Below are 18757 nucleotides of genomic sequence, written 5' to 3' on the forward strand. Positions count from 1 at the left end.
ACCAAACTTGGTTCAAGATTCAAACGTCTCTTGACGAGTCGCTTGTCTTGATATTCAGTGACTGGTCACCGACATCCCGACAAGCGCCCACATGAATTACCTGATCGATTGTTAAAGAGCTGCTCTTTCACTTGGAGAGAGCGTCTTGCGTTGCCGTGGCGGCTGCCCCGGCGCCTCGCAAGGAAGGCGTATTCTACGTGACCGGCGCTTCGTGTCAACCCTGCGTTTCGCTGCGTTCGAAGCGAACCGGGCGACCGATGCATTGGCTCAAGCTACCCGAGCCAACCTCCGATCGAGTGGGGCGCATTCTACCGAATCCGCTGAGCTTGTCAACCAGGCGCTTTCGATGTCTTTCGAAAAACCCTCGGCAAAACAAGCACTTTTGCCACTCATCACCGCCTGCAACGTTGCCCGTCGCCGGCAGCGGATGCGTACTTTACGGATTCTCCCGGCACCGCGCAAGGACTTTTTTACCGAATCGTGTCGAAAGCATGAGGAGTCGGTGACATTGCTCCATTCCAGCTATCCACAACCACCCCGACAATGAACCGGCTGTGGATAATCGTGCGCCCCGGCCAGAGACGCGAACGCCCGCACGAGGCGGGCGTCCGTTCTGGCCAGACCCGACAGTCGGTCAGGCGATGGAGACCTTGGCGTAGCGTTTCTTGCCGGCCTGGATCACGAAGCTCTTGCCGGTATCCAGCATGGTACTCGGCTCCACGACTTCGCCATCGACCTTGACCCGACCATTCTTGAGCATGTCCTTGGCCTGGGCGCTGTTCTTGGTCAAACCGGCGCGATTGAGTACCGCCGCGATGGGCGCCTGCTCGCTACCCTCGAAGTCGACCGCCACCTCGGGCAAGTCTTCCGGTAGCTCTCCATCGGCCAGCTGGTTGCCGGCACTGCGGTGAGCATTGGCCGCGGCTTCATCGCCGTGATAGCGAGCGATCAGTTCACGCGCCAGCTCCATCTTCACGTCGCGGGGGTTGGCTCCGGCCTCGACGTCGCGCTTGAGCGCCTCGAGCTCTTCGTTGCTTTTCAAGGAGAGCAGCTCGAAGTAGCGCCACATCAGACTGTCGGGCATCGACACCAGCTTGCTGAACATGGCGCCCGGCGCCTCGTCCACGCCGACATAGTTGCCCAGCGACTTGGACATCTTCTGCACGCCGTCCAGGCCTTCGAGCAGCGGCATGGTGATGACCACCTGGGAAGACTGGCCGAAATGCTTCTGCACCTCGCGTCCCATCAGCAGGTTGAACTTCTGATCGGTGCCGCCTAGCTCGACGTCGGCCTCCAGGGCCACAGAGTCATAGCCCTGCACCAGCGGGTAGAGGAACTCATGAATGGAGATCGACTGGCCGGCCTGGTAGCGCTTCTCGAAGTCGTCGCGCTCGAGCATCCGTGCCACGGTGCTCTGCCCGGCCAGCTCGATCATGTCGGCGGCGCTCATGGCGGAGAACCACTCGGCATTGAAGCGCACCTCGGTCTTTTCGGGATCGAGGATCTTGAACACCTGGGCCTTGTAGGTCTCGGCGTTGACCTTGACCTCCTCCTCGGTGAGCGGCTTACGCGTGACGTTCTTGCCGGTGGGATCGCCGATGCGGCCGGTGAAGTCGCCGATCAGGAAGATGACCGTATGACCGAGGTCCTGAAACTGACGCATCTTGGTCAGCAGCACGCTATGCCCCAGGTGCAGGTCCGGGGCGGTAGGATCGAAGCCCGCCTTGATGCGCAGGGGGCGGCCGGAGGCCAGCTTCTTCTCCAGCTCGTCTTCCAGCAGGATCTCGTGGGTACCACGCTTGAGCAACGCTAGCGCGTCGGCGACATCGGTCATGCTCTCCTCTCCACTCGGCAGGGCGGCCCGTCCGGGCCAACGATGGACGTTGGGAATGGTCGAGGATGTTACCATGCCAGCCACCAACGGTTGAGCCCCACCGGGAGCCCTTATGCCTTACTTCATCGGCCTGATGTCCGGCACTAGCCTCGACGGTGTCGACGCTGCCCTGGTCGACATATCGGCCTCGGGCCCGCCGCGCCTGGTCGCGACCCGCGGCGCGCCGATGCCCCCTGCGCTGCGCGATGGCCTGTGGCAGCTGTGCCACGCCGAGCAGGCGAGCTTTGCCGAGCTGGCCGCGGCGGAAGACGCCTTCTGCGCCCTGCAGGCCGAGGCCGTGGTCGGGCTACTGGCCGAGACCGGCCTGGCGGCCGCAGACATCGCCGCGGTCGGCAGCCATGGCCAGACCATCGAGCACGCGCCCTGGGGCCACAACGGCGGGCCCGCCTATACCCTGCAGCTCGACAATCCCAGCCGACTGGCCGAGCTCACCGGCTGCACAGTGGTCGCCGACTTCCGTCGCCGCGACCTGGCCGCCGGCGGCCAGGCCGCGCCCCTGGCGCCGGCCTTCCATCAGGCGCTGTTTCGCGCCCCCGGCCAGTGGCGCCTGGTGCTCAATCTGGGCGGCTTCGCCAACCTGACGCTGCTCCCGCCGGTAGAGGATGGCCGCGACCCGCTGGGCTTCGACACCGGCCCGGCCAACGCGCTGCTGGATGCCTGGCACGCCCGACATCGCGGCGGCAACTTCGACGTGGACGGCGCCTGGGCGGCCTCGGGCCGCGTGGACGAGGCCCTGCTCGAGCGGCTGCTCGCCGAGCCCTTCTTCCATCGCCCGCCGCCACGCAGCACCGGGCGCGAGGTCTTCCACCTGGAATGGCTCAAAGCACACCTGCGCGGGGACGAACGCCCCGAGGACGTGCAGGCGACCCTGGCCGAACTCACCGCCGCCAGCGTGGCCCTGGGCATCGACATGGCCCGGGAGCGCTATGCGGCGCCGAGCGCCGAATGCCTGATCCCCTGCGGCGGCGGCGCCCACAACCCGGACCTGCTGGCCCGTCTGGCGCGCCGCATGCCCGACACGCGGCTGGAAACCGCCGAGGCCTTCGGCTGGTCGCCCGACTGGCTCGAGGCCGCGGCCTTCGCCTGGCTGGCCTGGTGCCGCCTCGAGGGCCAACCCGGCAACCTGCCCTCGGTCACCGGCGCCGCCGGCCCGCGGGTGCTGGGCGGACTATTCGCACCTTAGTCGTCACCGCCGAATGCCTTGCTAATGACACATCGGGGACGAAGCAGCGCGAGGGGTTTTTGGCCATGGATGGCCAAAGTAGCGCCCAGGGATGGGTTCATAGCGCCCTCGCGATGCTTTGTCGCCGGATACGTGCTTCTGAAAGCCACGCAAAACGGGATGACTCAATAGTCGTCCTCGCCGCGCAGCGAAAGATGGCTGGCCGCCTCCTTGGCCTCGGCCAGCCCCACGCCGCTCTCGTCGCCGTACTTGATCATCATGCGCAGGTCGTTGGCCGAGTCGGCGTGCACCAGCGCCACCTCCTCGCTGATTCGCCCCTGTATGTATAGGTCGTAGAGCGCCTGATCGAAGGTCTGCATGCCCAGGTCGCGGGAGCGCCCCATGACGTTCTTGACCTCGGAGACCTCGCCCTTGCGGATCAGGTCGGCGACCAACGGCGACTTCAGCAGAACCTCGATGGCCGGACAGCGGCCACCGTCCACCGTGGGCAGCAGCTGCTGGGCGACGATGGCCCGCAGGTTAAGCGACAGGTCGAGCCACACCTGGTCATGGCGTTCGTGGGGGAAGAAGTGAATGATCCTGTCCAGCGCCTGGTTGGCGTTGTTGGCATGCAGCGTCGCCAGGCACAGGTGGCCGGTCTCGGCGAAGGCCAGGGCATGCTCCATGGTTTCACGGGTGCGAATCTCGCCGATCAGGATCACATCCGGCGCCTGGCGCAAGGTGTTCTTCAGCGCCACTTCGAACGACTCGGTGTCGATGCCCACCTCGCGCTGATTGATGATCGCCCGGCGATGCGGGTGCACGTACTCGATGGGGTCCTCGACGCTGATGATATGGCCACCGACGGTTTCGTTGCGCCGCTGGATCATCGACGCCAGGGTCGTCGACTTGCCGGTGCCGGTACCGCCGACCACGAACACTAGGCCGCGCTTGAGACTGACCAGCTCGCCGAGCACCTCCGGCAGTGACAGCTCTTCCAGGTGCGGGATATCGAAGGCGATGCGCCGAATGACCATGGCCGCCTGACTGCGCTGGCGGAAAGCGCTGACGCGGAAGCGGCCACGCCCCGACAGGCTGAGGGCGAAATTGGCCTCCTGCTCGTCCGCAAAGCGCTGCCGATGGCTGTCCGGCATCGCCGCCACCACCAGCTCATCGACCTGGGCCATGGACAGTACTTCCTCGCCCATGGGGACCAGCGTGCCGGCCATCTTCAGCGTCGGCGGCGCGGCCACCGAGATCAGCAGGTCGGAGGCATCCTTGTCGATCATGATATCGAGCAGCTGATACAGCCATTCTCTTGCGGTCATTCAGCGTCTCCTGCTGCGTGGGCATCCTCAGCCGGGGAGCACGGCCTTCGCCTTGGCCTGTGCCTCTTCGCGGGCCACCACGTTGTCGGTCACCAGCCGTGACAGGGCCGCATCCAGGGTCTGCATGCCCAGGTTGCCACCGGTCTGGATCGCCGAGTAGATCTGCGCCACCTTGTCCTCGCGGATCAGGTTGCGCACTGCCGACGTGGCGATCAGGACTTCGTGGGCCGCCACCCGCCCGCCGCCCTGGCGCTTGAGCAGCGTCTGTGAGATCACCGCCTGCAGCGACTCGGATAGCATCGAACGCACCATGGCCTTCTCGTCGCCGGGAAAAACATCGATGATACGGTCGATGGTCTTGGCCGCAGAGGTGGTATGCAGGGTGCCAAACACCAGGTGGCCGGTCTCCGCCGCGGTAAGCGCCAGCCGGATGGTCTCCAGATCGCGCATCTCGCCTACCAGGATCACGTCCGGGTCCTCGCGCAGCGCGCTGCGAAGGGCCGGGGCGAAGCCATGGGTGTCGCGATGCACCTCACGCTGGTTGATCAGGCAACGCTTGCTGCGATGCACGAACTCCACCGGATCCTCGATGGTGAGGATGTGTTCGAAACGGTTGTCGTTGATGTAGTCGATCATCGCCGCCAACGTCGTGCTCTTGCCCGAGCCGGTCGGCCCGGTCACCAGCACCAGGCCGCGCGGCAGCATGGCCAGGCGACGGAACACCTCACCCAACTCCAGGTCGTCCAGGGTCCACACCTCGGAGGGGATGGTGCGAAATACCGCCCCGGCGCCGCGGGCCTGGTGGAAGACGTTGACGCGAAAGCGCGAGACGCCGGGCACCTCGAAGGAAAAGTCGGTCTCCAGGAACTCTTCGAAGTCGCGACGCTGGCGGTCGGCGAGGATATCGTAGATCAGTCTGCGGACCTCGCGGTCCTCCATGGCCGGCACGTTGAGCCGGCGGATATCACCGTCGACCCGGATCATCGGAGGCAGCCCCGCCGAGAGATGGAGGTCCGAGGCGTTCTGTTTTGCCGAGAATGCCAGCAGTTCGGTAATATCCATGCGGGTTCCCCCTGCTCCCGGGATAAGGTGTTCTCAGTATGACAGACCTCTCGACATGACGGATCTGGTACTTTCCGATTCGCTCGACACTGCTCGACGCCGTCTCGCGGCGGCGCTTGACGATGCCGGCCGTGCGCCCGACGCGGCGCGGCTGCTGGCGGTCAGCAAGACCAAACCCGCGGCCATGGTCCGCGAGGCGTACCGCCTGGGCCAGCGCGACTTCGGAGAGAACTACCTGCAGGAGGCGCTGGACAAGCAGGCCGAGCTCGCCGACCTGGACGACATCGTCTGGCACTTCATCGGGCCGCTGCAATCCAACAAGACCCGCGAAGTGGCCGGCCACTTCGCCTGGGTACACAGCCTGGACCGGGAGAAGATCGCCCGGCGTCTCAGCGAGCAACGCCCCGACGATCTGCCGCCGCTGAACGTCTGCCTGCAGGTCAACATCAGCGATGAGGCCTCGAAGTCCGGGGTCTCCCTCGCCGAGCTGCCGGCGCTGGCCGAGGCGGTGATGGCGATGCCTCGCCTGAGACTGCGCGGGCTGATGGCGATTCCAGCCCCGGCCGACGACCCGACCGCACAGCGCACACCCTTCGCGCGACTGCGCGAGGCCCTGGCGACACTACGCCAACGCTTCCCCGAGGCAGAGCTGGACACGCTGTCGATGGGCATGAGCGGCGACCTGGAGGCCGCCATTCTGGAAGGCGCCACCCAGGTGCGGCTCGGCACCGCTATCTTCGGGGCACGCGACCGCTCCGCCTGATCAACCACGGCGCCGACGGCATGTCGACGGCGCCTCCACGTCGACACAGACAGGACTGAACGCATGGCAAGCCAAGTCACCTTCATCGGCGCCGGCAACATGGCCGGCGCCATCATCGGCGGAATGATCGACAGCGGCTATCCGCGCGATGCCATCACCGCCACCTCGCCCAGCGACGAGATGCTCGCGCCGGCACGGGAAAAGCACGGCATCCATACGTCCACCGACAACGCCGCCGCCGTGGCCAAGGCCGACGTGGTAGTGCTGGCGGTCAAGCCGCAGATCATGCAGGACGTCTGCCGCGCCATGCGAGATGCCGTCCAGGCGCGCAAGCCGCTGATCATCTCGGTGGCCGCCGGACTGTCCGCCGAGACGCTGGAGGCCTGGCTGGGCGGCGATCTCGCCGTGGTGCGCTGCATGCCCAACACCCCCTCGCTGGTCGGCGCCGGCGCCGCCGGGCTGTATGCCAATGCACGCGTCGACGACGCACAGCGCCATCTGGCCACGGAGCTTCTCGAAGCCGTGGGGCTGGTCGAGTGGGTCGATGAGGAGGCCCTGCTGGAGGCCGTGACGGCGGTGTCCGGCAGCGCGCCGGCCTACTTCTTCCTGATGTTCGAAGCCATGGAAGAGGCCGGCGCCAAGCTCGGCCTGCCCGCCGAGACCGCACGCCGCCTGGCCATGCAGACCGCCTTCGGCGCGGCGCGGATGGCCATGGACAGTGACAAGACGCCGGGCGAGCTCAAGCGCAACGTGATGTCGCCCGGCGGCACCACCGAGCGCGCCATCTCTCACCTGGAAGACGCCGGCCTGCGCCGCATCATGGCCGAGGCCATGGACGCCTGCGCCGAACGCGCCCGCGAGATGGCCGCCGAGCTCGGCAAGCACTAACCGGGCTGGTTCACAAGACACGGAGGAGCCCCGATGGGCAGTCAACTGGGAAACGCTGGCCTGCTGCTGGTCAACACCCTCGTCAACATCTACCTGTTCCTGTTGATGCTGCGCTTTCTGCTGCAGGCATCCCGGGCCGACTATTACAATCCCTTGAGCCAGTCGGTAGTGAAGATCACCCAGCCGGTGGTGCGCCCCTTCCAGAGTTTTCTGGGGCCAGTGATGGGGCGCTTCGACCTGGCGACGCTGGCCGCCGGGTTCGTGCTCAAGCTGGTGGCCATCATCGCGATTCTGCAGATCGCCGGCTACGGCATGGCGCCGATCGACAGCCTGGCAATCGGCACTGTGGCGTCGCTGGCCAACGCCATCCTGAAGATCTACTTCTTCGCGCTGATTGTGATGATCATCCTGAGTTGGGTAGCGCCGCGCGCCAGCCATCCGGGCGCCATTCTGGTGATGCAGCTGGTGGAACCGATCATGGCCCCGGTGCGCCGGGTAATTCCGCCGCTGGGCATGCTCGACCTCTCGCCGATCGTGGTGTTCATCGCCATCAGCCTGCTCGATGGTATCGTGGTGGGCTCGCTGATCCGCGCTGCCGGCGTCGTCGGCGCCCTGGTCGGGCTCTAGAGGACGCATCATCCTGATGCGGGATTCGCGGTGATGTCCGGCGACCAGCCGTCGCGAGGGCGCTATGAACCTATCCATGGCCCCTTCGCGCCGGTTCATCTCCGGCGATATTCGCATCGCGTCTCCCGGCACGCTCCGAACACCAACGAAAACGACTGGACACGATACATTAGATGACCGAGCTGCCCCGCGATTCGGTCGGCCTGGTGACGCCCGAGACGGCGCACTTCGACGACCCCCTGGACCTGGCTTGCGGCAGGACGCTGCCGGCCTATGACCTCGTCTACGAGACCTACGGCACCCTCAACGCCGAGGGCACCAACGCCGTGCTGATCTGCCATGCCCTGTCCGGCCACCACCACGCCGCCGGCTTCCACTCGCTGGACGAGCGCAAGCCCGGCTGGTGGGACGCCCATATCGGGCCCGGCAAGTCGATCGACACCGAACGCTTCTTCGTAGTGTCGGTGAACAACCTCGGCGGCTGCCACGGCAGCACCGGGCCAACCAGCGCGAACCCCGAGACGGGCACCGCCTGGGGCCCCGACTTTCCGATGATGACGGTGATCGACTGGGTCCACAGCCAGGCCCGCCTGGCGGACCGGCTGGGCATCGAGCGCTTCGCCGCCGTGGTCGGTGGCAGCCTGGGCGGCATGCAGGTGCTGCAGTGGGCGCTGAGCTATCCGGAACGCATCGCCCACGCCGCGGTGATCGCCGCTACTCCCAAGCTGTCGGCGCAGAACATCGCCTTCAACGAAGTGGCCCGCCAGGCCATCCGCTCCGACCCCGAGTTCCATGATGGCCACTACGCCGAGCACGGCGCGCTGCCCCGCCGTGGACTCAAGCTCGCGCGCATGGTGGGTCACATCACCTACCTGTCGGAAGACGCCATGGGCAGCAAGTTCGGCCGCGACCTGCGCAGCGAAGACTTCAACTTCGGCTACGACGTGGAGTTCCAGGTGGAGTCCTACCTGCGCTACCAGGGCGATACCTTTTCCACCTCCTTCGACGCCAACAGCTACTTGCTGATGACCAAGGCGCTGGACTATTTCGATCCGGCGGCGGCCCACGGCGGCGACCTGGCGGCGGCTGTGGCTCCGGCGGACTGCCCCTTCCTGGTGGTCAGTTTCTCCAGCGACTGGCGCTTCCCGCCGTCGCGCTCCAAGGAGCTGGCCAACGCCCTGGTGCGCGCCGGCAAGTCGGTCAGCTTCGCCAACATCGACTCGCCACACGGCCACGATGCCTTCCTGCTGCCCGAGCCCCGCTACCAGGCGATCTTCTCCGCTTTCATGGGCCGCGTGGCCCGCGACCAGGGACTGGAGGACCGCTCATGATGCGCGCCGACCTGCAACGGATCTACGACTGGGTGCCTGAAGGCGCCCGAATGCTCGACCTGGGCTGCGGCGACGGCACCCTGCTGGCCGCCCTGGCAAAGGACAAGGGCGTGACCGGCTATGGCCTGGAGATCGATCCCGACGGCATCACCGCCTGCCTGGCGCGCGGCGTCAACGTCATCGAGCAGAACCTCGACGAGGGGCTTTCCAACTTCGAGGACGACGCCTGCGACCTGGTGGTGATGACCCAGGCCCTCCAGGCGCTGCGCCGTCCGGATCGCATGCTCGACGAGATGCTGCGGGTGGCCGGCGAGTGCATCATCACCTTCCCCAACTTCGCCTACTGGCGCCACCGGGCCTACCTGGGCCTGCGCGGCTACATGCCGGTCTCCAAGTCGTTGCCACATGCCTGGTACGACACGCCCAACATCCACCTGTCGACCTTCAACGACTTTGAACGGCTGTGCCGGGACAAGGGTCTGATCATCATCGACCGCGCAGTAGGCATCGGCGGACGCTCGGGCAACTGGGCCTCTCGGCGCTGGCCGAACCTGTTCGGCGAGATCGCCATCTTCCGGGTGACGCGGCGCCAGCGCTGACCGAGCAACGCCGCTTCCCGGCTTTGGAGGGAGGGTACAGCATGAGGATTCGACGACTATTCGGTGCCCTGCTGGCCGGCGTATTGCTGGCCGCGCCGGCGGCCGAGGCCCAGCAGTACGAGCAGGTCGGCGACGTCCAGATCCACTACAACGCCCTGAACACCACCTTCCTGGCGCCCGAGATGGCCCGCGCCGCCGGCATCCAGCGCAGCCCGGGGCTCGGCCTGCTCAATGTCAGCGTGCTGGAGTCGCGCCAGGACGGCACGGCGCGGGCGGTCAACGCCCGGGTCGACGGCCGCGTCGGCGTCCTGGGCGGCGAGGGCCGCCCCCTGGACTTCCGCACCGTGCGCGACGGCGGCGGGATCTCGCACATCGCCACCTTCCGCATCCGCGAGGGCGAGCCGATGCAGTTCACCCTGGTGGTGTCGCCAGATCCCGACCGGCCGCCGACTGAAATCGGCTTCATCCAGCGCTTCTATATCGATCGCTGACGCCATCTCCGCCGGCCCGATGCCCGTGACTGATCCGCGCCATCATCTCGCCAGGTCGCGTCCGGGGACGACCGGGAGCGCCTCGCCGAGGGCGACGCCCACCGGCCGACCCTGGCTAAGCTCGAAGCGACACCCTCGCGCCAGCACCTCCACGCCCTCTTCGATCACTCGGCGCAGGGTGGCGGCGTAGGCGGGATCCAGGTGGGCGGCCGGGGCGACCGCCGAGATGCCCTCGTGGGCCACGCAGAACAGCAGCACGGCACGATGGCCCTCGGCGGCGAGCCCGGCCAGGGTCTCGAGGTGCTTGCGCCCTCGTTCGCTGACCGCGTCCGGGAAATAGCCGTGGCCGTCCACCTCGCGCAAGGTGACCTGCTTGACCTCCACGTAGGTGGCCACGCCGGCGTCGCCCTCCAGCCGAAAGTCCAGTCGCGCGCCTTCCACGCGGGCCTCGCGCTTCAGCCCACCCGCCCCGGCCAGTTCCTGGACCCTCCCGGCCGCCAACGCCTCTTCGACGATACGATTGGCACGACCGGTGTGCACCGAGGCCAGCGCCGTGCTGCCGTCCGGCTGGGGCAGCTCGATCAATTCCCAGGTCCAGGCCAGCTTGCGCCGAGGATCGTTGCTGGGTGCCAGCCACACCCGGCACCCCGGCACGTTGACCGCCCGCATCGAGCCGGTGTTGGGGCAATGGGCAACCACCTCGCGGCCATCGTCGAGGCGCACATCGGCCAGAAATCGCTTGTAACGGCGCAGCAGCACGCCCGGCACCAGCGGCTCGGGATAGTCCATCAGACGCCCTCGCGACGTGACAGGAAGCGACCCAGCCGCGCCACGGCCTCCTCCAGCCGCTCGACGCCGGTGGTGAAGGCGATGCGCACGTGATGCTCGCCACCCACCAGGGCGAAGTCGGTGCCCGGGGTGATGGCGACGTTCTCTTCCTCGAGCAGCGCCTGGCAGAAGGCCTCGCTGTCGCGGCTGTAACGGGAGATGTCCAGCCACAGATAGAAGGCCCCTTGGGGCGGTAGGTCGGGCACCAGCCCCAGTGTCTCGAGCCCCGCGAGCAGGGCATCACGGCGCCGAGCCAGCTCCTCGCGTCGACCTTCCAGGATATCGCGGCACTCGGGCTCGAAGGCCGCCAGGGCGGCGTACTGGGCCGGAGTGGGGGCCGACAGGAAAACGTTCTGGGCCAGCCGGGTCAGCGGCTCGATGGCCGCCTCGGGCGCCACCAGCCAGCCCAGACGCCAGCCGGTCATGCCGAAGTACTTGGAGAAGCTGTTGACCACGAAGGCCTCCGGCGCCACCGAGGCGGCGGAGAGCGGCGCCAGGTCGTAGCACAGCCCCTGGTAGATCTCGTCGACCAGCAGATGGCCGCCCCGCGTGGCGACCGTATCGGCCACGGCGCCCAGTGCCGATGCATCGAGCATATGCCCGGTGGGATTGGAAGGCGTCGCCAGCATCGCCAGCCGGGTGTCGTCGCGCCAGTGCTGGGCGATGCATTCTGCGTCGAGCTGCCAGCCGCTCTCCGGCCCCACCGGCACCGCATCGACCTCGGCGCCCGCCAGCGCCATGAAGTGGCGATTGCAGGGATAGGTGGGATCGGCCATCAGCACCCGATCGCCGCCCTCGACCAGCAGTTGGCTGCCCAGCAGCAGCGCGCCGGAGGCCCCAGGGGTAACGATGATCCGCGCCGGGTCGACGTCGGCGCCGAAGTGCCGCGCGTAGTGACCGGCAATCGCCTCGCGCAGCGCCGGCAGGCCCGCCGCCGGGGTGTAACGGGTGCGCCCCTCGGCCAGCGCACCTTGGCCGGCGGCCAGCACCGGCTCGGGCGTGGGGAAGTCGGGCTCGCCCACCTCCAGGTGGATGACGTCGTGGCCGGCGGCCTCCCGGGCCTGGGCAGCCTCCAGCAGGCGCATCACGCGGAAAGGGGCGACGGCATCGAGTCGCGAGCTCCAGGACATGGATGTCTCCTCTGCACGGCAACACATGGCGGGCATCTTTTCGGCCTGCCATAGTCAAAGGCCGCATGTTACGACTTTTGGCGCGACGACGCAGTCCGCTGCCGTCGGGGTGTTGCAAAGGCGGCGTTTTTTCGCTAAACAAGCATCCCTTTGGCGTGAGATACCTTAAGCAGTGCATCGGGTATTGATCAGCAGTCACACAAGTAACGAGGCAGTCCCATGCCAGTAGCAGAAAAGAAGATGGAAGCGCCCAAGAAATTCACCCCGTACGAGCCGGCACCGGGTGAAGAGTACATGAACGACAAGCAGCTCGAGCACTTCCGCCAGATCCTGCTGGGCTGGAAACAGGAGCTGATGGAGGAAGTGGATCGCACGGTGCGACATCTGCAGGAGGAGGCGAACAACTACGCCGACCCGGCGGATCGCGCCACCCAGGAGGAGGGCTTCAGCCTCGAGCTGCGCACCCGCGACCGCGAACGCAAGCTGCTCAAGAAGATCAACGAGACCATCGAAAAGATCGACGAGGACGACTACGGCTTCTGCGAGGCCTGCGGCGTGGAGATCGGCATCCGTCGCCTCGAGGCGCGTCCCACCGCTACCCTGTGCGTCGACTGCAAGACCCTTGCCGAGCTCAAGGAGAAGCAGCTGGGCGGCTAAGCCCCAGTTCGCACCGCTCCCGTGATGGGCATCCTGGGGTGCCCATCCGCCTGTTCGTCCCTCGCCCCGGAGACGTCCATGCGTCCCTACCGTGGCCGCTTCGCCCCGACCCCCTCGGGCCCCCTGCATTTCGGTTCGCTGATCGCCGCCCTGGCCAGCTTCCTGGACGCCCGCCATGCGGCCGGGTACTGGGGGCTACGCATCGAGGACGTCGATCCACCGCGCTGTCCACCCGGCGCCGCCGACACCATACTGCGCCAGCTCGAGGCCTTCGGCCTGCAGTGGGACGGCTCGGTCGTCTGGCAGAGCCAACACCACGACGCCTATGCCTCCGCCCTGGCTCGCCTCGAGACCCAAGGTCTGGCCTATCCCTGCAGCTGCTCGCGCAAGCAGTGGCGCGATCATCCCGTCTATCCCGGCTGGTGTCGCGACGGCGTGTGCGAGCCGCACAAGCCGGTGGCCTGGCGGCTGCGCAGTGACCTCGGCCTGCGCCCGGTACACTGGGAGGATCGGTTATTCGGCCCCCAGGCCTTCGACCCCGCCGAACTTGGCGACGTCGTGCTCCAGCGCAAGGATGGCCTGTGGGCCTACCAGCTCGCCGTGGTGGTGGACGACGCCGACCTGGGCATCAACGAGGTGGTGCGCGGCGCCGACCTGCTCGACAACACGCCCTGGCAGCGCCAGCTGCAGCACGCCCTGGCACTGCCCGAGCCCCGCTACCTGCACCTGCCGCTGATCCTCGGCAACGACGGCCAGAAGCTGTCCAAGCAGAATCTCGCCCCAGCGCTGCCAGACACCGAAGCCGAGGCGCGGCCGCTCTTGCACCGCGCCCTGGCCCTGCTCGACCAGGCGCCCCCTACCGAGCTCGCCGCGGCGCCGGTGGCCGAGCAGCTTGCCTGGGCCATCGCCCACTGGGCCCCGGGCCGGCTGCGCGCCGACCCCGAGCGCCGTTTGACGCACGACACCGTCGACTGAGGAGGCGCCATGTACGTCTATCGCATCGTGCTGTTCCTGGTGTTCGGCGGCTACCTGCTCTCGCCGCTGCTGATGAGCGGCTGGGGCAGCCCGGGGGCCGCCTGGTATCGGCCCTTCCTGATCTGGGGCGTGCTGATCGCGCTGACCCTGTGGCTGGAACGCAAGCGCAAGCTCGATGAACGACGTTAGGGAGCTCTCGCGATGAGTCTGACCGGCCTCATGGTCCTGGGCATCGGCTACATGCTGGTGTTGTTCCTGTGCGCTCTCGCGGTGGAGCGCGGCTGGCTGCCGTCACGCCTGACCCGCCATCCGGCGATCTACACCTTGGCGCTGGGCGTCTACGCCAGCGCCTGGGCGATTCACGGCAGCCTCGAGCAGGCCGGACGCAGCGGCTACGGTTACCTGGCCTACTACCTCGGCGCGGCCGGGGCCTTCCTGCTAGCGCCGGTGCTGCTGGTACCGATCCAGCGCATGGCGCGCACCTATCAGCTGGCGTCGCTGGCCGACCTGTTCGCCTTCCGCTTCCGCTCGCGCTGGGTCGGCACCCTGATCACCCTGGTCAGCCTGCTGGCGGTGCTGCCACTGCTGGCGCTGCAGGTGCAGACCATGGGCAATGCCATCCAACTGCTGTCCGGCGGCGGGTCGCAGGAGTGGCTGGCACTGGGATTCAGCGGCCTGATCGCGCTGTTCGCGATCCTCTTCGGCGCCCGCCATACCCATCTCAATGCCCGCCATGACAGCCTACTGGCGGCGATCGCCTTCGAGTCGGTGGTCAAGCTCGGGGCCATGCTGGCGCTCGGCGCTTTCGCCCTCTACGGCATCTTCGACGGCCCCGGCGATCTCCAGGCCTGGCTCGACGGCCCCGGACATCTCGCTCAGGCCGAAACGCATCCGCTGGCTCCGGCCCACTGGCGCACCCTGCTGATGCTGTTCTTCGCCGCGGCCTTCCTGATGCCGCACATGTTCCACATCACCTTCGCCGAGCCTCTGAACCGACGCACTCTGCTGCGTGCCGGCTGGGTACTGCCGCTGTTCCTGCTGCTGATGGCCCTGCCAGTGCCGCTGATCCTGTGGGGCGCCCAACGCCTCGGGATCGACGCCTCCGCCACCGGCACCGCCTACCTGGCCTTCGGCCTGTCTTCCTCGTGGTGGGTCGGTGCACTGGCCTTCATCGCCGGCCTGGCCGCGGCCAGCGGCACCATGATCATCATCTCCCTGGCGCTGTCGGGGATGATCCTCAACCACCTGGTGCTGGTGGCCCATCCACCGATCGCCCAGCCCGACCTCTACCGCTGGCTGCGCTGGCTACGACGCGGCCTGATCGCCGCGGTGATCGTCGGCGGCTGGCTGTTCTACCGCACCGTGGGCGTGCATCACGACCTCTCGACCCTGGCGATGGCTTCCTTCGTCGGCATGGCCCAATGTCTGCCGGGCATGCTCGCCCTACTCTACTGGCCGGGTGCCAACCGCAAGGGCATGGTCACCGGGCTCGTGGTCGGCGTGTCGATCTGGCTGGCTGGCTTGTGGCCGCCGCTGCTCGGGGCACCCACCGGGGTGGTGCTGCTCCCGCCCGGCCTGGAGGTGCTGGCCGACGAACCCGACTGGTACCTGATCACGCTGGTCTCGCTGGCGGCCAACGTGCTCAGCTTCATTCTGGTCTCGCTGGCGACTCGCACCTCGGCCGGCGAGCGCGCCGCCGCCGAGGCCTGCTCCGTGGACGCCGTGGTGCGCCCGATGCGATTGCCGCTGGTGGCCGGCAACGGCATGGAGATCAAGCAGCACCTGGCGCGCGCGCTGGGCGAAGACGTCGCCGAACGTGAGGTGGAACGTGCCCTGGTGGCACTGAAGATGTCGCCGCTGGACGGCCGCCCCTACGCCCTGCGTCGTCTTCGCGACCGCATCCAGGCCAATCTCTCAGGCCTGATGGGCCCCTCGGTCGCTCAGGACATCGTCGACCGTTTCCTGCCCTATCGCCAGGACGGTCCCGTCGCTACCGAGGACATCCACTTCGTCGAGAGCCGCCTGGAAGCCTACCGCTCGCGGCTCACCGGCCTGGCTCGAGAACTCGACGGCTTGCGCCGCTATCACCGCCGTACCCTGACCCGGCTGCCGGTAGGGTTGTGCGCCTTCGGCGAGGACGGCGAGCTGCTGATGTGGAACGACGCCCTGGCCGAACTCTCCGGCATCCCCGGCGAATCGGTGATCGGCGCCCACCGGGACACCCTGCCACCGCCATGGAACGAACTGCTGGGCCGTATCCTCGCCGAGCCCCATAGCCAGCTCTACAAGCAGCCGGTGGCTCTGGCCCGCGGCCAGCGCTTCCTCAGCCTGCACAAGGCCGCGCTGCATGGCGACCATGACGACCCCGGCGGCAACGTCATCCTGGTCGAAGACCACAGCGAGATGAAGTGGCTGGAAGACGAGCTGGTGCATGCCGCCCGGCTGGCCTCGATCGGCCAGTTGGCGGCAGGCGTCGCCCATGAGATCGGCAACCCCATCACAGGCATCTCGTCGCTGGCCCAGAACCTGCGCTACGACACCGACGACCCGGCCCTGCTGGAGACCGCCGACCAGATCCAGCAGCTCACCGACCGGGTATCGCGCATCGTCGGCTCGCTGGTCGGCTTCGCCCATGGCGGCCGCCACGTCACCGGTGCGGCCTTCGAGGCGGTGTCGATGGCCGATGTCACCGATGAGGCGCTGCACTTGATCCACCTCGCCCGCTCGGGGGAGGATGTTCAATACGTGAACCACTGCCCGCCCGCCCCTCGAGTGGACGGTGACGCCCAGCGTCTTCAACAGGTGATGATCAACCTGCTCGGCAACGCCCGGGACGCCAGCGAACCCGGAGGCCGTGTGATCGTCGACGCCGAACCACAGGGCGAGTCGCTGCTGGTCACCGTCACCGACGAGGGGCACGGCATTGATGAGCGCGTGCGCGACCATCTCTTCGAGCCCTTCACCACCACCAAGCCGGCCGGTGAGGGCACGGGACTCGGCCTACCGCTGGTCTACAGCATCATCGCCGAGCACGGTGGCCAGATCGACATCGAGTCCCCTCCCGCCGGGCGGGCCAACGGCACCCGCATCAAGCTGTGGCTGCCCCTCAACCGAGAGGATGCTGAGAGTACCGATGAGCCGGATCCTGATCGTTGAAGACGAAGCCATCATCCGCAGCGCCCTGAGGCGGCTGCTGGAACGCCATGACCACAGAGTCAGCGAGGCCGGCTCGGTGGACGAGGCGCTGTCCCTTGAGCCCCAGGGCTTCGACCTGGTGATCAGCGACCTGCGCCTGCCGGGCGAGCCGGGCACCGAGCTGATCGCCCGCGCCGCCCCGGTCCCGGTGCTGATCATGACCAGCTACGCCAGCATGCGCTCGGCGGTGGAGGCATTAAAGCTCGGCGCCGTGGACTACGTGGCCAAGCCCTTCGATCACGACGAGCTGCTCGAGACCGTGGCCCGGGTGCTTCATCAACGAGCGCTGCAGCAGGGCGAGCCCCCGGACATCACCGAACCTGGCGGTGAACGCCAGACCATGATCGGCAACTGCCCGGCCATGCAGGCGGTCTATACCCGCATCCGCAAGACCGCGCCGGCCGACGTTACCGTGCTGATTCAGGGCGAATCCGGTACCGGCAAGGAGCTGGTGGCCCGCGCCCTCCATCAGCAGAGCCAGCGTGCTGCGGCCCCGCTGATATGCGTGAACTGCGCGGCGATCCCAGAGACGCTGATCGAGTCGGAGCTGTTCGGTCACGAGAAAGGGGCTTTCACCGGCGCCAGCGCTGCGCGCACCGGCCTGGTGGAAGCCGCCGACGGCGGCACTCTGTTCCTCGACGAGATCGGCGAGCTGCCCCTCGACGCCCAGGCCCGCCTGCTGCGAGTGCTGCAGGAAGGCGAGATTCGCAAGATCGGCTCGGTGGAAACTCGCCACGTGGACGTACGGTTGATCGCCGCCACCCACCGCGATCTACGCGTCCTGTCGAGAACCGGCGAGTTCCGCCTCGACCTCTATTACCGTCTCAACGTCATGCAGATCGACCTGCCGCCGCTGCGCGACCGCGAGGACGACATTCTGGAAATCGCCGATGTCCTGCTGGATAAGGCCTGCCGCCGGCACGAGCGCGATGGCCTCCGCCTGTCGCGTGCCGCGCGCCGGGTGATCCGCGACTTTCCCTGGCCAGGCAACGTGCGTGAACTGGAGAATGCCCTGGAGCGCGGCGTCATCCTCGCCGAAGGCCACCTCATCCACCCCGACGACCTGGGACTCGGGCCGACTACCCCCAGGCCCAGCCCACCGCCCCCAGCGATCGAGCCGATAGCGCCAGGGGGCGATGAAGTGCCCCACGGACAGATCGCCGAGACGTCACCGGACGAAGAGGAAGAGGATCTGTCGCTGGAAGATTATTTCCAACACTTCGTGCTGGAGCACCAGGACCAGATGAGCGAGACCGAGCTGGCCCAGAAGCTCGGGATCAGCCGCAAGTGTCTGTGGGAGCGACGCCAGCGCCTGGGGATCCCGCGCAAGAAGGGCCCGAGACGCAACGCCGGCTAGGCGCCGCCTCACCTACGACCAAAGCACTAGCGCCCGCAGCTTCGGCCGCGGGCGTTGTCGTTAGGGTCCCGGCACGGCATGACGCACCATTTGTTACCTTCCCACACAACCTCTGCCCCATGGGTGGGCATATCGGGTAACACTCCACCCGGCCCCGAGAGACGACACAACACGACACAAGAGCAAATTATTGTTTTTGTTCATTTTTTAAGAAAATGGCACGACCTCTGCTACATACAGAGCAAGAAAAACAACGCCGGATGCCACCCGCGGCCAACAACAACAACAAGGCACGCGAGCGGTGACAGGCCCGACCCGACAACAACAACAAGATCCCGGGCCACAGACACTGAGCGCCATGCCGACAACAAGAACAACAGCGGCAAGCAGGCGCAAGTCCTTCGAGGCAACAACAACAAGATGCTCGAAGTCCGGAATCAGGACGCGACGCACCATACCGGCCGCCAACA

At 67.1% G+C, this 18757-nt stretch carries 17 protein-coding genes; 12 read left to right on the plus strand and 5 right to left on the minus strand.

All coding sequences use genetic code 11. The features are described from left to right. Window positions 1–634: 634 nt before the first annotated feature. A complete protein-coding gene (gene tyrS / locus ACGTN6_RS02380) occupies window positions 635–1834 on the minus strand; it encodes a tyrosine--tRNA ligase (protein WP_394589627.1) in 1200 nt (399 codons plus the stop codon). A gap of 112 nt (window positions 1835–1946) precedes the next feature. Between tyrS and ACGTN6_RS02385 the strand changes: the two genes are divergently transcribed. Next, window positions 1947–3077, plus strand: coding sequence for an anhydro-N-acetylmuramic acid kinase (locus tag ACGTN6_RS02385; RefSeq protein WP_394589628.1), 1131 nt, complete (start codon window positions 1947–1949; stop codon window positions 3075–3077). Between the two features lie 164 nt (window positions 3078–3241). Here ACGTN6_RS02385 and ACGTN6_RS02390 read toward each other — a convergent pair whose 3' ends face one another. Next, on the minus strand, window positions 3242–4384 hold the full coding sequence (locus ACGTN6_RS02390) for a PilT/PilU family type 4a pilus ATPase (RefSeq protein WP_394589629.1): 1143 nt from the start codon (window positions 4382–4384) through the stop codon (window positions 3242–3244). Window positions 4385–4411: 27 nt separating this feature from the next. After that, window positions 4412–5446 (minus strand): type IV pilus twitching motility protein PilT, encoded by a 1035-nt coding sequence (locus ACGTN6_RS02395; RefSeq protein ID WP_394589630.1) that lies wholly within the window; start codon window positions 5444–5446, stop codon window positions 4412–4414. A gap of 55 nt (window positions 5447–5501) precedes the next feature. On the opposite strand from ACGTN6_RS02395, the gene ACGTN6_RS02400 reads away from it, so the two are divergent. The 6 genes from ACGTN6_RS02400 (at window position 5502) to ACGTN6_RS02425 (ending at window position 10145) form a co-directional block, all read left to right on the plus strand. Continuing rightward, window positions 5502–6209 (plus strand): YggS family pyridoxal phosphate-dependent enzyme, encoded by a 708-nt coding sequence (locus ACGTN6_RS02400; RefSeq protein ID WP_394589631.1) that lies wholly within the window; start codon window positions 5502–5504, stop codon window positions 6207–6209. 63 nt (window positions 6210–6272) lie between these two features. Then, window positions 6273–7097, plus strand: coding sequence for a pyrroline-5-carboxylate reductase (gene proC / locus ACGTN6_RS02405; RefSeq protein ID WP_394589632.1), 825 nt, complete (start codon window positions 6273–6275; stop codon window positions 7095–7097). A gap of 33 nt (window positions 7098–7130) precedes the next feature. Beyond that, entirely contained in the window at window positions 7131–7724 is a 594-nt protein-coding gene (locus ACGTN6_RS02410) for a YggT family protein (protein WP_394589633.1), read from the plus strand. 173 nt (window positions 7725–7897) lie between these two features. Beyond that, a complete protein-coding gene (metX, locus tag ACGTN6_RS02415) occupies window positions 7898–9055 on the plus strand; it encodes a homoserine O-succinyltransferase MetX (RefSeq protein WP_394589634.1) in 1158 nt (385 codons plus the stop codon). After that, complete coding sequence (metW, locus tag ACGTN6_RS02420; protein ID WP_394589881.1) at window positions 9055–9654, plus strand: methionine biosynthesis protein MetW; 600 nt, start codon at window positions 9055–9057, stop codon at window positions 9652–9654. Before metX ends, metW begins: the two co-directional genes overlap by 1 nt. Window positions 9655–9695: 41 nt before the next feature. After that, the gene (locus tag ACGTN6_RS02425; RefSeq protein WP_394589635.1) at window positions 9696–10145 is read left to right on the plus strand and encodes a DUF4426 domain-containing protein; all 450 of its coding nucleotides are present in this window, start codon (window positions 9696–9698) and stop codon (window positions 10143–10145) included. Between the two features lie 42 nt (window positions 10146–10187). On the opposite strand, the gene sfsA is transcribed toward ACGTN6_RS02425, so the two are convergent. Together sfsA and ACGTN6_RS02435 are read right to left on the minus strand one after the other, a co-directional pair. Then, on the minus strand, window positions 10188–10934 hold the full coding sequence (gene sfsA, locus ACGTN6_RS02430; protein ID WP_394589636.1) for a DNA/RNA nuclease SfsA: 747 nt from the start codon (window positions 10932–10934) through the stop codon (window positions 10188–10190). Then, window positions 10934–12103, minus strand: coding sequence for an aminotransferase class I/II-fold pyridoxal phosphate-dependent enzyme (locus ACGTN6_RS02435; RefSeq protein ID WP_394589637.1), 1170 nt, complete (start codon window positions 12101–12103; stop codon window positions 10934–10936). Before ACGTN6_RS02435 ends, sfsA begins: the two co-directional genes overlap by 1 nt. 219 nt (window positions 12104–12322) lie before the next feature. Between ACGTN6_RS02435 and dksA the strand changes: the two genes are divergently transcribed. The 5 genes from dksA (at window position 12323) to ACGTN6_RS02460 (ending at window position 18287) form a co-directional block, all read left to right on the plus strand. Beyond that, complete coding sequence (gene dksA, locus ACGTN6_RS02440) at window positions 12323–12760, plus strand: RNA polymerase-binding protein DksA (RefSeq protein WP_183388858.1); 438 nt, start codon at window positions 12323–12325, stop codon at window positions 12758–12760. Window positions 12761–12838: 78 nt separating this feature from the next. Further along, window positions 12839–13735, plus strand: a complete 897-nt coding sequence (gene gluQRS / locus ACGTN6_RS02445) for a tRNA glutamyl-Q(34) synthetase GluQRS (RefSeq protein WP_394589638.1) — start codon at window positions 12839–12841, stop codon at window positions 13733–13735. A 9-nt stretch (window positions 13736–13744) separates the two neighbouring features. Then, complete coding sequence (locus ACGTN6_RS02450) at window positions 13745–13924, plus strand: hypothetical protein (protein WP_183388860.1); 180 nt, start codon at window positions 13745–13747, stop codon at window positions 13922–13924. A 12-nt stretch (window positions 13925–13936) separates the two neighbouring features. Beyond that, entirely contained in the window at window positions 13937–16891 is a 2955-nt protein-coding gene (locus ACGTN6_RS02455) for an ATP-binding protein (RefSeq protein WP_394589639.1), read from the plus strand. Then, the gene (locus tag ACGTN6_RS02460) at window positions 16869–18287 is read left to right on the plus strand and encodes a sigma-54-dependent transcriptional regulator (protein WP_394589640.1); all 1419 of its coding nucleotides are present in this window, start codon (window positions 16869–16871) and stop codon (window positions 18285–18287) included. Before ACGTN6_RS02455 ends, ACGTN6_RS02460 begins: the two co-directional genes overlap by 23 nt. Window positions 18288–18757: the final 470 nt, after the last annotated feature.

The organism is Halomonas sp. B23F22_20, from assembly GCF_043496985.1.
Taxonomy (GTDB): domain Bacteria; phylum Pseudomonadota; class Gammaproteobacteria; order Pseudomonadales; family Halomonadaceae; genus Halomonas.